Source organism: Pilosibacter fragilis, assembly GCF_032490495.1.
GTDB lineage: Bacteria > Bacillota > Clostridia > Lachnospirales > Lachnospiraceae > Pilosibacter > Pilosibacter fragilis.
Map to the genome: position 1 here is coordinate 1 of NZ_JAVYJB010000034.1, position 13,314 is coordinate 13,314.

Sequence of the window (13,314 nt, forward strand, 5' to 3'; positions counted from 1 at the left end):
TGACCGTAAGAAAACATAGGCTGGAGGGCAAAAATCCCATCAGCGAAGCTGATCTGGAATGGATTTTTGCGTGTAACTATGAAGGTACTGAATAGTTACAAAATTTGTTTATCAAAAAACAGGGATTCTTTGCGGTTTTTACAAGTTTTTAAACGTTTTATTTGAAATAGCACAATAGGTTAATTTATACTAAAATACTAAAAGCCGCTCGTTCCTTTTCATGGATCCGGGCGGCATATAAATTCTATTTGATGGTTTGATATTCCAAAAATGAAATCAATTCATTTAAATTTAATTCTACATTCTTAGGAATCGTTAATTCCAGCATATTCGTCTGATCCTGGAGCCATAAATAGTCTCTCTGCTCCTCTTCTTCCGAATAATAATATTCAAAACCATCCTGTACTTCTTTTGAACCTGCGTCTGGATTGTTTCTGATCATTGTCTCCAAACCACTCTTTCCATCAGAAAGTCTGTGTGTAAATAGGACAAATCCATTGTCATAGTGGCAGGAAAAATATCCCTCCCGGACCTGAATGTCCTTCAAGGATGTCTTCCATGGATTGTTATCATTGATCCAGTAAATCCGCTCGGTTGGAAGTTCTGATCGTATATTAGGCGAGTCTGAAGTCTGATATGCATAGATAAAGCTCTCTAAATTTTTGTATGTATCCGGTGTGCTAAGCACGTATTCCTCTGTCTCTGTTGAGGTGTCTGCACTTTCATTCGTTTGGTTCAGGCAGCCAGAAATGAGCAGTGCGGCAGTCAAACATAATACCATATATTTTCTCATACCCTTACACCTCACTCATGAAATCCATTGCGGCTGCTCCATTTACTTCTCTTCCATCAACAAACGATACAACGTAGGTTCCGTATGAATCTCCTTCAGGATCGCCTCGATCGCCTCCCGGTTCTCCTTCCGTTTCCCCTGCTTCACTGCCCTGATCAAAAGATTCTTAGGCGTGTGCTCCATATCGATAAACTCCAGGATCTGCACCCGGTATCCCATAGCCTCCAGCACTTCCGCACGAAGGGCATCTGTATAAAGCGCTGCCATCCGCTCCTTGATAATTCCATAATGAAACACCGGCGCAAACAACTCGCTCTCCATCTGCTTATTCACCTCATGCTGACAGCAGGGAACTGACAGGATCACCTTCGCATTCCAGCGGACCGCCTTTTCCAGCGCGTAATCCGTCGCAGTATCACACGCATGGAGCGTCACGACCATATCGACCTCATCTGTTCCCTCGTAGGAAGCAATATCCCCATGAAGGAACTCCAGTGAGTCATATCCAAACTTCTTCGCAAGACGGGAACAGTGTTCGATCACGTCTGTCTTCAGGTCCAGACCAGTGATCCGCACCGGATAGCCCTTTAAGACCTTGAGATAATAGTACATCGCAAAGGTCAGATAAGACTTTCCACAGCCAAAATCAATGATCCTGGTCTCCTGATTCTTATCAAGCTTTGGAAGCACATCCTCAATAAACTCCAGAAACCGGTTGATCTGGCGGAATTTGTCATATTTTGCGTGGACAATCGTCCCTTCCTTCGTCTGGACACCAAGTTCCACAAGGAACGGAACCGGAATTCCCTCTTCCAGGATATACCGTTTCTTTCGGTTATGGGAAAGTCCGTTCGCCCATGCAGCCTGAAGAGCCGCATCCGAACCGCCGGTGGACCCGCTATCCTGGCCGGAAGCGGAAGCTGCCACGTTTGCCATAGCAGCCTTCTTCTTCACCTTCACGGTAATCTTCCCCTTCTTGCTCACAAGAACCGTCCCACTCTTATCCTGTGCCTCCAGCTGAAGCTGCCGGAAGCTTGTCTCCATAAGACCTTCCAGATAATCCACCGCTTCCTCCGCGGTGAGATTCTTGTGGAATGCCTGCTTTCCGATAAACTCCTCTGCCTGAAAATGCAGGACACCTTTCGTCAGCACCGGACGGATCTTGGCTTTCAGAAAATCGTTCTTCTCCGCCTGTCCGCTGGCCGTAACCTGCATCAGACGCTCATTTAAAAAATCAGTGAGTACACTGTGAATCTCTCTCTTTTCCATCACTTCTTCTCTCCCCAACCGCCGCGCAAAAGCTCCAACTCATCCATCAGATGGGCGAAATCGTTAAAACGGTTTAACAACATCTCCCCGTCGGACTCCCGGTAATAAAATTCCGTGATCCCGCAGTTTTCCAGATGCTTCGCGAGCAGCGGAACATATGCGCCGTCCATATGGAGATAATGGGTCACAAGACTCCGGATCACGCCCCCATGGGTGACGACAGCTACGGTCTCTGCGCCAGACTTTGCAATCTCATCCATGACCGGAACGGCCCGACGGATCACATCTGCAGCGTTCTCCCCGCCCGGATACGGAAGATCCTCCTTCATGGTAGCTCTGGCGGCAAAAAAATCCGCGTAGCGCTCCATGATCACATCGTCGGAAAGTCCCTCCAGCTCACCGAAGGAGATCTCCCTGAGACCTTCCCGGATGATCCGCGGTGCCTGGATCTTGTCATTGATAATATCGGCTGTCTCACATGCTCGGATCAGATCACTCGACCAGACGGCGTCAATGGATTCTTTTTTCAGCCTCTCCCCGAGAAGCTCAGCCTGCCGCCTTCCAGCATCGGAAAGCGGCACATTTACATTGCAAAGCGGGCTGTTCTGCCTGCCGTGACGGATCAGATAGATTCTCATAGTTTCTCCTGTTTAGTTCTTAAAGCTGTGGATCGGAGCCGGAATCCGTCCGGTTCTGCTTACAAATTTCTCACAGCTGAATGAGTTCACCGGCATGATCGGCGCATGTCCTAAAAGACCACCGAACTCTACCGTCTCGCCCACACCTTTTCCGATTACCGGGATCAGGCGGACCGCCGTTGTCTTCTGGTTTACCATGCCGATCGCCGCCTCGTCCGCGATGATTCCGGCGATGGTCGCGGCACTTGTGTCTCCCGGAACTGCGATCATGTCAAGACCCACGGAGCATACGCAGGTCATAGCCTCTAATTTTTCAATGGTGAGCGCACCCTCATTGACCGCGTCGATCATTCCCTGATCCTCACTGACAGGGATAAATGCGCCGGAAAGACCGCCGACGTAGGAAGATGCCATAACGCCGCCTTTCTTTACCTGGTCATTTAACATAGCGAGGGCGGCCGTTGTACCCGGTGCGCCTGCGCGCTCTAAACCGATCTCCTCTAAGATCTCAGCAACGGAATCGCCCACAGCCGGAGTCGGCGCTAAAGACAGGTCGATAATACCGAACGGGATACCGAGGCGTGCGGATGCCTCTTTCGCAACAAGCTGGCCTACACGGGTGATCTTGAATGCAGTCTTTTTAATCGTCTCACATAACGTCTCGAAATCAGCGCCGCGGACAGACTGCAGCGCTGTTTTTACAACACCAGGTCCGGAAACACCTACATTGATGATCGCGTCAGCCTCTGTGACACCGTGGAATGCACCTGCCATGAACGGGTTGTCATCCGGTGCATTGCAGAAAATAACAAGCTTCGCGCAGCCTAAGCAGTCGTTGTCCTTTGTGTACTCCGCGGTTCTTACGACCATCTCGCCCATTAAACGGACAGCATCCATATTTAAACCTGTTTTTGTGGAGCCGACGTTGATGGAGCTGCAGACGAAATCTGTCTCTTTTAACGCCTGCGGGATGGAACGCATCAGATTTTCATCGGCTGTCGTCATGCCCTTGGATACAAGAGCGGAATATCCGCCGATAAAATTGACGCCCACCGTCTTTGCCGCGCGATCCAGGGTCTTTGCGATAGTCACAAAGTCTTCCGGGCTCTTACATGCGGCACCGCCCACCAGGGCGATCGGTGTCACGGAAATTCTCTTATTTACGATCGGGATTCCGAAATCGCGCTCGATCTGTTTTCCTGTCGGAACCAGATCCTTAGCGAGAGTCGTGATCTTGTTGTAGATCTTTTCATTTAATTTATCGAGATCGGAGTCGCAGCAGTCCAAAAGGCTGATGCCAAGGGTGATGGTACGGACATCCAGGTTCTCGTGCTCGATCATATTGTTAGTCTCATTTACTTCCAGACGTGTAATCATAATCTTTTCCCTCTCCCTAATCAAATACGGTGCATCTTTGTAAAGATTTCTTCACGCTGGCACTTGATGTTGACGCCGATTCCAGCACCGATCTCATCGAGACCGGAAGCCATTTCATCGAATGAAACGCTTGCGCCGCTTCCGTCCACGATCATCATCATGTTGAAATATTCCTGAACAATGGTCTGGGAAATATCAAGGATGTTAATTTTATGGTCCGCAAGATATGTACATACCTTTGCGATGATGCCTACGGTGTCTTTTCCTACTACAGTGATAATAACTTTATCCATGAAAATTTTCCTCCTTGTGTTGTGCCTTCCACGTATCTTAATTTGATCCGGCCCGGCAGATATGTTCTATTGAAAGGCGGGAATCTCGGGAAAGGTAGCATTATACAGTGTTAAAGCATAAAAATTTTCTTAAAATATATCATTACATCCCATAAGATGCAAGCTTTTTTTGAGATGCACCAGCGTAAAGATGTAAGTGAGTTACTGTACACAGATAGGAATTTTCCGAACTGAAAATTCCGTACAATACGCGGGACGCCCGAATATGCCGGGACATTCTCTCTGACTACAGGCTGATGATCTCCGACATTTCATCCCGCTTCGCCACGGCCAGATGGAAATCGTCTGCATGGTACGGACAATCTCCCATGTCGATCTCCAGACGTACAGTCTCATAGGCCAGCTCCGGAATATTGTTCTCCTTGCTCAGATGGCCGAGTAATATATGTTTCAATCTGCCGCTTAAAATGCAGTTCAAGAGACGCCCTGCGTTTTCGTTGGAAAGATGTCCGAAATCCCCCATGATGCGGCGCTTTAAGTAGTACGGATACGGTCCCGTCTCCAGCATTCTGAGATCATGGTTGGACTCCAGAAGCACCGCGTCCAGATCCAGCAGATGGTCGACGGTATACTGATTAAAATGGCCGAGGTCCGTCGCTACCGCAACGGACTTGTTTCCCGACTGGATCCGGTATGCCACCGGGTCTGCGGCATCGTGATCGATGTGAAATGGCTTGACTGTCAGATCCCCCAGGGCGAACTCCGTGTCCGGAAGGATCGGGTGAAGAAGCTCTTCCGGATACTCTCCAAGACCCTTGATATTCTTAATCTCATTTAACGTCCCTTCCGTCGCGTAGATCGGGACTTCATATTTTCTCGCGAGGACGCCGAGTCCCTTCACATGGTCAGAATGCTCATGAGTGATGCAGATCCCGTCCAGCTCGCTTGTCTTTAATCCAACCTCGTTGAGCCCCTGCTCGATCCGCTTCGCGCTGATACCGGCATCGATCAGGATGTGGCTCTCCTCCGTTCCTGTGTAGATGCAGTTTCCACTGCTGCCGCTGGCGATACTAACAAATCTCATTCCAGAATCTCCTTCAGCTGTCGTTTGATATCGGACTCGTCCCCATTGTTGTCGATGACCCGGTCGCAGAGCGCGCGGTACTCTTCCTCCGATGCCTGTCTTCCGATGATATCCTCGCACTTTTCACGGCTGTAGCCCCGGTTTGCCATAAGGCGGATGATCCGGTTCTCCTTTGTGGTGTAGACATACCACAGCTCATCAAAGAGATCCTTCGGCGCGGTGTCAAAGACTGCCGCCTCGATGATCACAAGCTGCTCCTCAGCCGCTTCTGCTGCCTCTTTCATGGTCTTCCACACAAGCGGATGGATGATGGAGTTCATGGTCCTTAACGCATCCTTATTGCGGAAGATCACATCCGCCAGTGCCTTCCGGTCCACGGACCCGTCCGGGTCGAGAAATGAGGTTCCGAGGGCTTCCGTGACTTTTTTCAGTCCCTCGCTTCCCGGCTCCATGAGATCGTGGGCCACAAGATCCGCCAGAATGATCTTCGCTCCAAAATCCTCTTTCAATACCGCCAGCACACTGCTCTTTCCAGCGCCGACACCGCCTGTAATTCCAATAATTTTCTTCTTCTGTTCCATTTATTTCGCCTCAAACCAGTTCTTTCCGTCATGCATGTCAATCTCTAACTCCACCTTTAAGGATGCTGCATGGTGCATCTCCTCGGACAGGATCTTCATAACTGTCTCCTTCTCGTCCTCTGCTGTCTCGATGAGAAGCTCATCGTGTACCTGCAGGATCAGTCTGGAGCGAAGATTCTCTCTTCTCAGTCTCTCGTCCACCCGGATCATGGCAATCTTGATGATATCAGCGGCGGTTCCTTGGATCGGGGAGTTCATCGCCACGCGCTCACCGAAGGATCGCTGCATAAAGTTCGAGGACTTTAATTCCGGTACCGGGCGGCGGCGTCCGAACATGGTGGTGACGTACCCCTGTTCCTTTGCGTGAGCCACAAGGCTGTCAAGAAATGTCTTGACCTGTGGGTAAGTCTCAAAATACCGCTCGATATACTCCATGGCCTCTTTTCTGGAGATGCTCAGGTCCTCGCTGAGCCCAAAGGCACTGATCCCGTACACGATCCCGAAGTTGACCGCCTTCGCGTTGCGGCGCTGCAGTGGTGTCACCTCGTTTAACGGGATATGGAATACCTGGGATGCCGTGATGGCGTGGATATCCTGGGCAGTCTTATATGCCTCGATCAGACGCTCATCGCCGGACATGTGGGCGAGAACGCGCAGCTCGATCTGGGAGTAGTCGGCATCCAGGAACAGGAATCCGTCCCGCGGGACAAAGACCTTCCGGATCTCCCGTCCAAGCTCCATGCGGATCGGAATGTTCTGGAGGTTCGGCTCCGTGCTGGAGATCCGGCCTGTCGCCGTGATCGTCTGGTTAAAGCGGCTGTGGATCCGGCCATCCTCTTTGATATATGTTCCCAGACCGTCCGCGTAGGTGGAATTTAACTTTGTATACTGCCTGTAATCTAAGATCTTCTGGATCACCGGGTAATCCGGGGCGAGCTTTTCAAGGACATCTGCCGCTGTTGAATAGCCGGTCTTTGTCTTTTTTCCGCCCTTGATCTGCATCTTCTCAAACAGGATCTCGCCTAACTGTTTCGGGGAGTTGATATTGAACTCCTGTCCTGTCATCTCCCAGATCTCCTTCTCGAGAACGGCGATCTGTTTCTTCAATTTCCCGCCGTAGGCGGTGAGTTCTTCCCGGCGGACCGCAATTCCCTCATCTTCCATGTGGAATAACGTATAGATCAGCGGAAGCTCGATATTCCGGTACAGGTCCTCCATTCCTTCTGCTGCCAGACGCTCTGAGAGCGGTTTCCCGGCGGCAAAAGCGGTGTATGCCATAAGTCCCGCCATGCGCGTAAAATTATCCTGTTCTTTCGCGCAGGCGTCCTTATAGGACATCTTTTTGATCAGGTCTGTCTTTGACGGGACCGTCATGCCGAGAACATCCCTCGCAATGTCATCGTACCCATAGGTGTCCTTTAACGGATTTAAAAGGTACGCCGCGACACCCGCATCGTAAACGGTATCCCCGTAGGAAAGCTTCGCAAACGGCAAAGAATGCTTGAGATCCAGCACCCAGGCATGGCCTGTGCGGCAGAGCTCTTCGTACTTTCCGGCGATATAGCTCTCCGTCATAAAACCTCCGACCAGGAAAATATAGCTTCCGGTCTCCTCAAAGCTTAAAGCGAGAGCTGTCACGGATCCGTTCTCCGCGAGAAGCTCCATACCGATGTGATCTTCTTTCTTTGCCTTTTCAAAGAGCGCGTCCGCCTCTGAGAAATCTTCCACGAGGACAAACTGCTTCTCCGGTCCGCCCTCATTCCTGATCCCCTCGCCGAATCTCGCTGCGATGGACTTGAACTCCAGACGCTTCATGCATTCGTAAGCTTCCGGCGTGTAGAGATTCTCCAGCTTCGCGTCCGCCATGGAAAACTCAATGGGGGCATCGACACAGATCCTTGCAAGCTTCAGGGAAAGCTCCGCAAGATCTCTGTGCTCCTCCAGCGCCTTTTTCGCGCGGGGCGGTTTCACCTCGTCGAGATGGGTATAGATGTTTTCCAGATTTTGATACTGCACAATGAGGCTTGTCGCCGTCTTCTCACCGATGGACGGAACCCCCGGGATATTGTCAGACTGGTCGCCCATCAGGGCCTTCACCTCGATAAACTGCTCCGGTGTTACCTGGTACTCCCGGATCACGTCCTCCGGGTAATAGTTGTGTACTTCTGTGGTTCCACGGCTTGTCTTCGGAAGACAGATCCGGATATGGGTATCGGAAAGCTGTAAAAGATCCCGGTCTCCGGAGAGGATCGTCACCTCATATCCGTCTTTCTGCTCACGTTTCGCGATGGTTCCAAGGATATCGTCCGCCTCATATCCCTCTTTTGTGAGGATCGGAACACCCATGGCCGTCAGAACTTCCTTCATAAGCGGTAGCTGCTCGTGAAGCTCCTCCGGCATCGGTTTTCTTGTTCCCTTGTAGGCGTCGAACATCTTATGTCGGAAGGTCGGCGCTTTTAAGTCAAAGGCCACCGCCAGGTAGTCCGCTTTCTCCTCATCGAGAACCTTGAATAAGATATTTAAAAAACCATAGACCGCGTTCGTGTGGAGACCTTCCGAGTTTGTCAGGTTCGGCACTCCGTAGAACGCGCGGTTTAAGATGCTATGACCGTCGATCAGTACAAGTTTTTCCATGTTCACTCCTGTTTTCGATAATATTTAAAAGGATCTGTGATGATCCGTCAGACATCTCTTTATAGAAATCCAAACGTATTCCAGATCCGAAGCTGCAAAAGGATCATGACGATCAGAGCCATTCCAGTCAGCGTTGAGACTGCATAGGTTGTGATCTGAAACATGGAAATATGGCGCAGCGAACGGTAGGATTCTGCGACCTTTCGTTTCAGATCTCCCACGATATCGTATGTTCCATCCGCTTCATCCAGCTTTTTTAAACCCACATCCACCATATAGTGGATCTCCAGCTCCTCCCGGCAGTTCTCACAGGTATGGATATGGTCAAGAAAGTCTTCCAGTTCAGTCGGGGACAGTTCATCCTTCATATACGGGACCACCATTTTTTCTGCTTCCACACAGGTCATGGAACACGCCTCCTCTTATCAGAATTTCCTTTTATGCAAAAAAGACACGACCATCGTGAGAAAGTCATGTCTTTTCGTTTCTGCCGGCGGCCGGACTTGAACCGGCACGAAGTTACCCCCGTCAGATTTTGAGTCTGATGCGTCTGCCATTCCGCCACGCCGGCATATCTTCGCGGCTGTGTATTTCAACAGCCGCATATAATTCTATCATAAGAACATGAAAATTGCAAGGAGATTTTAGTGGTGGAACAGACGAATACCGGTGAATGCCATCGCCATTCTGTATTTATTGCACACATCGATCACATTGTCGTCACGGACAGATCCACCCGGCTGTGCGATATACTTTACGCCGCTCTTGTGGGCACGTTCGATATTGTCACCGAACGGGAAGAAGGCGTCAGAGCCGAGGGCCACATCCTGCATCTTGTCGAGCCATGCGCGTTTTTCCTCTTTTGTGAATACCGGCGGTTTTTCGGTGAATACTTTCTGCCACTCACCGTCTGCGAGAACATCCATATACTCGTCCCCGATATAAACGTCAATGGCGTTGTCGCGGTCCGCACGTTTGATCTTGTCGATAAACGGAAGGTTTAATACCTGCGGAGCCTGACGGAGAAACCAGTTGTCAGCCTTCTGGCCCGCGAGACGTGTGCAGTGGACACGGGACTGCTGGCCTGCGCCGATGCCGATGGCCTGTCCGCCCTTCACATAGCAGACAGAATTGGACTGCGTGTATTTTAAGGTGATCAGGGAGATCATAAGGTCGATCTTTGCGGAATCCGGGATCTCCTTGTTCTCTGTCACAACGTTTGATAAGAGATCCTTATCGATCTTTAAGTTGTTTCTTCCCTGCTCGAAGGTCACGCCAAATACCTGTTTGTGCTCGATCGGTGCCGGAACGTAGGACGGATCGATCTGGATCACATTGTATTTGCCGTTCTTTTTCTGTTTTAAGATCTCAAGAGCTTCCGGCTCATAGCCAGGAGCAATCACACCGTCGGAAACCTCACGCTTGATGAGTTTTGCGGTGTCAACGTCGCAGACATCGGAGAGGGAGATAAAATCACCGAAGGAGGACATGCGGTCCGCACCTCTCGCTCTCGCGTAAGCGGATGCAAGCGGGGAGAGATCGCCGAGGTCATCCACCCAGTAGATCTTTCTTAAAACTTCATCCATCGGAAGTCCCACAGCGGCGCCTGCCGGAGAAACATGTTTGAAGGAGGTTGCTGCCGGAAGTCCGGTCGCCTCTTTTAATTCCTTTACAAGCTGCCAGCCGTTTAAGGCATCGAGAAGGTTGATGTAGCCAGGTTTTCCGTTTAATACGGTGATCGGGAGATCACTTCCGTCTTCCATGTACACACGGGACGGCTTCTGGTTCGGGTTGCAGCCGTATTTTAATTCCATTTCATTCATGATTTCTTTTGCTCCTTTTGATATGGAAATGATTTCGTTTTATGGGATCAGTGATTTTTATTTACGATTCTTGTCTCGTACTTTCCTGTCTCGATATCGATGAATCGTACAAAAAGGGAAACCTTGTTGTCTTCGTTCAGGTTCTCCCATACATTCGCTGTGAAGCTGTCGATATCGCCTTCGATCGCCACGCGCTTCGGCTCGCCCTCAAAGCTCGGGAGCGGGTTTCCGTCGTTCATGTAGGTGTGGATAAAACGTCCTTCTCCATTTACCGGTTTTTCATACGCGTAGGTAAAGCGGCTGCAGCTCTCCGGATTTCCGTCACTGCTCTTTAAGATGGACATTGCAAAGTTGTACTTTCCGTTTTCGATGTGCATGATCCCGGAGATGCGCGGAGTGTAGTTCGGGCCGTCCGGCTCAAACTCGCGGCAGCGCAAGGACTGCTCGAAGGTCTGCTGGCGGTCCATTCCCTCGTAGATCGTATCGGTCTGGTCGCCGTTTGTCACGATGGTCTTATTTCCGAGAACGCGCACCGGGGCGTAGATAATGAGGCTCGGGTCCTCGAGCTTTGACGGATCAAACGCCTGGGTACGGATCCCCTCACCGTCCTTCACAAAGACACGGTTGCGGCTGTTGCTGCTTCTGCCCATGATAAAATATGCGGTCACGGCTGTCTTTCCATCGGCTGATTTTCCGATCACGATTCCTCTTCCCGGATAAGAATTGTTTTTTAACTCCTCTGAAAGTGATAATAACTTCATGGAAGTACTCCTCCTGTTTTCGTATAAGATCACCGGAATTTGTACCGGCGACGGGTTTTAATTTTATGATAACATACTTCCTGCAGATTGAGTATTTAAAATTACTTATCAACGATCCCGGCGTTTTCTTATGAAATGCTTTCATTTATTTAAAAAAATCGTAATGTGGCGTTCATGTACAAGAGGCAGGTCTTCATGATATAATATAACTGTCTTAGAAAGATAAACCTGGTACCGGACAGGCTTTCTTCCATTCGCCTATTCCGGTGCCGCATTAAAATACGATAAAAGGAGCTGATCTTCTTATGAGAAAAAATCTTTATAAATTTGCCGCTTTGACAATGCTTGCCGCATTATCCATCACCGCATGCAAAAAACACGAGGCTGTGGACATCTCTGGAATTCATACGTCCGCTGCGGAGACCATGGCGGAAACTACTTCCAATGAAACAAAGGCTGATCCGGCAGCAGACAATTCAAAAAGTGACTCCTCAAAAACGGATGCTTCAAAAGCCGGATCTTCTGAGGTCGAGACGCAAAAGGATTCCAACGCCTCCGACGCGTTAAGCGTGAAATCGAAGATCGCGACCGAAAAGACCGGAAAGGTCTCCATCGAATACCCGATCCTCTCCAATCTCCGTGATGCATCCATGACCCAGGCCGTCAATGAGCTTTTAAAGAAAGAGGCGACCTCGATCATCACTGCCTGGGAACTGGACACCGAAAAGGATGAGGTTTCCATCAACTGTGATCTGGTATCCCTCGATAAAAACAAGGCGGTATTTACATTCCACGGAATGGTAAATGTTGCAGAAACAGCCCATCCGTCAAATGTGCGCTATGCCGTCTCTGTGAACTTAAATACAGGATCACCAATCGGTCTGACTGCGTATGCAGATGCGGATTCCATCGCGGAATATCTTTCTTCCGATAACGTTGTGGTGGTAGAACCGGCGGACACAGCAGCTGAAGTAAAGGATTCCATCAAGTCCAGTGGAAAAGAACTCTGGCAGACGGTTTTTGCAGAATGTGATTTTACTTCCGTAAAGGACGGGACATTCCCACAGGCGTTTTCCTACGAAAAAGACGGAGATATCTACCTGATCGTTCCGGTGAGCCATGCGGCGGGTGATTATGCCCTTGTAAAATATTCACCGGAAACAAAATAACAATAGATGATCTGAGAAACGATCCGGTTGATTTCTATCCTGCGTTTTGGTATGATAAAGGGAAGGAAAAAACATGATCTGCCAATCGGTCTATAGGCTTTGGCAGATCACAGAAAGGCTGGTATCTATTAATGGAAAATGTAACGTATATTGACCACCCGCTGGTTCAGCACAAGATCTCCATGTTAAGAAAGAAGACCACAGGAACAAATGAGTTCCGTACTCTTGTTGAGGAGATCGCAACTCTGATGGGATATGAGGCACTCCGCGATCTCCCTCTGGAGGACGTTGAGGTCGAGACTCCAATCGAGACATGTATGACCCCGATGCTTGCAGGCAAGAAATTAGCCATCGTTCCGATCCTGCGCGCAGGTCTCGGAATGGTAAACGGTGTCCTTTCCCTCGTTCCGTCCGCGAAGATCGGTCATATCGGTCTCTACCGCGACGAGGAGACTCATGAGCCGCACGAATATTTCTGCAAACTCCCGAATCCGATCGAGCAGAGAACGATCGTTGTCACAGATCCGATGCTCGCAACCGGCGGTTCTGCAGTTGCGGCTATCGACTTTATCAAGCAGCATGGCGGAAAGCACATCAAATTCATGTGCATCATCGCTGCTCCGGAAGGCGTGAAGAGACTTCATGAGGCACATCCGGATGTGCAGATCTATGTCGGACATCTTGACCGTGAATTAAACGAGAACGCATACATCTGCCCGGGTCTTGGAGATGCCGGTGACCGTATTTTTGGAACGAAGTAATTTAGGATTATAGGTAAAGGTCAAATCCTTCGCCCCACGCCAAATACAGCGCCGCTCATTTGCGGCGCTTGCTATAACACTCAGCCGGAAGATCTTTTGACCATGGCATAAGACTCTCTAACTCTTTTTCA

Annotated in this window: 13 protein-coding genes and 1 tRNA gene; 2 read left to right on the forward strand and 12 right to left on the reverse strand. The window is 49.8% G+C overall.

The annotated features are described in order from the left end of the window. Positions 1-244: 244 nt before the first annotated feature. The 12 genes from ABCW45_RS17080 to ABCW45_RS17135 form a co-directional block, all read right to left on the reverse strand. A complete protein-coding gene (locus tag ABCW45_RS17080; protein WP_015554552.1) occupies positions 245-793 on the reverse strand; it encodes a hypothetical protein in 549 nt (182 codons plus the stop codon). 42 nt (positions 794-835) lie between these two features. Continuing rightward, positions 836-2,062 (reverse strand): class I SAM-dependent methyltransferase, encoded by a 1,227-nt coding sequence (locus tag ABCW45_RS17085; RefSeq protein WP_117503928.1) that lies wholly within the window; start codon positions 2,060-2,062, stop codon positions 836-838. Continuing rightward, on the reverse strand, positions 2,062-2,700 hold the full coding sequence (locus tag ABCW45_RS17090) for a histidine phosphatase family protein (RefSeq protein WP_343221247.1): 639 nt from the start codon (positions 2,698-2,700) through the stop codon (positions 2,062-2,064). The genes ABCW45_RS17085 and ABCW45_RS17090 overlap by 1 nt, the downstream gene beginning before the upstream one ends. A gap of 12 nt (positions 2,701-2,712) precedes the next feature. After that, a complete protein-coding gene (locus ABCW45_RS17095) occupies positions 2,713-4,077 on the reverse strand; it encodes a PFL family protein (protein WP_015554554.1) in 1,365 nt (454 codons plus the stop codon). A 20-nt stretch (positions 4,078-4,097) separates the two neighbouring features. After that, entirely contained in the window at positions 4,098-4,370 is a 273-nt protein-coding gene (locus tag ABCW45_RS17100) for an ACT domain-containing protein (RefSeq protein WP_015554555.1), read from the reverse strand. A 286-nt stretch (positions 4,371-4,656) separates the two neighbouring features. Further along, positions 4,657-5,454: an MBL fold metallo-hydrolase gene (locus tag ABCW45_RS17105; protein ID WP_117470254.1), complete on the reverse strand. Its 798-nt coding sequence runs from the start codon at positions 5,452-5,454 to the stop codon at positions 4,657-4,659. Next, positions 5,451-6,035 (reverse strand): dephospho-CoA kinase, encoded by a 585-nt coding sequence (gene coaE / locus ABCW45_RS17110; RefSeq protein ID WP_117483602.1) that lies wholly within the window; start codon positions 6,033-6,035, stop codon positions 5,451-5,453. The genes ABCW45_RS17105 and coaE overlap by 4 nt, the downstream gene beginning before the upstream one ends. Next, entirely contained in the window at positions 6,036-8,669 is a 2,634-nt protein-coding gene (polA, locus tag ABCW45_RS17115) for a DNA polymerase I (protein WP_343221248.1), read from the reverse strand. A 59-nt stretch (positions 8,670-8,728) separates the two neighbouring features. Further along, positions 8,729-9,076 carry an anti-sigma factor family protein gene (locus ABCW45_RS17120; RefSeq protein WP_015554559.1) on the reverse strand — a complete coding sequence of 116 codons (348 nt, stop codon included), beginning with the start codon at positions 9,074-9,076 and terminating at the stop codon, positions 8,729-8,731. 81 nt (positions 9,077-9,157) lie between these two features. Then, a tRNA-Leu gene (locus ABCW45_RS17125) sits at positions 9,158-9,240 on the reverse strand. Positions 9,241-9,313: 73 nt separating this feature from the next. Further along, positions 9,314-10,492, reverse strand: a complete 1,179-nt coding sequence (locus ABCW45_RS17130; RefSeq protein WP_343221249.1) for a phosphoribosylaminoimidazolecarboxamide formyltransferase — start codon at positions 10,490-10,492, stop codon at positions 9,314-9,316. Positions 10,493-10,539: 47 nt separating this feature from the next. After that, a complete protein-coding gene (locus ABCW45_RS17135) occupies positions 10,540-11,253 on the reverse strand; it encodes an IMP cyclohydrolase (protein ID WP_343221250.1) in 714 nt (237 codons plus the stop codon). 305 nt (positions 11,254-11,558) lie between these two features. On the opposite strand from ABCW45_RS17135, the gene ABCW45_RS17140 reads away from it, so the two are divergent. Together ABCW45_RS17140 and upp are read left to right on the forward strand one after the other, a co-directional pair. After that, complete coding sequence (locus ABCW45_RS17140) at positions 11,559-12,422, forward strand: hypothetical protein (protein ID WP_117470250.1); 864 nt, start codon at positions 11,559-11,561, stop codon at positions 12,420-12,422. Between the two features lie 131 nt (positions 12,423-12,553). Beyond that, the gene (gene upp / locus ABCW45_RS17145) at positions 12,554-13,183 is read left to right on the forward strand and encodes a uracil phosphoribosyltransferase (protein ID WP_015554563.1); all 630 of its coding nucleotides are present in this window, start codon (positions 12,554-12,556) and stop codon (positions 13,181-13,183) included. The last annotated feature ends 131 nt before the right edge of the window (positions 13,184-13,314 follow it).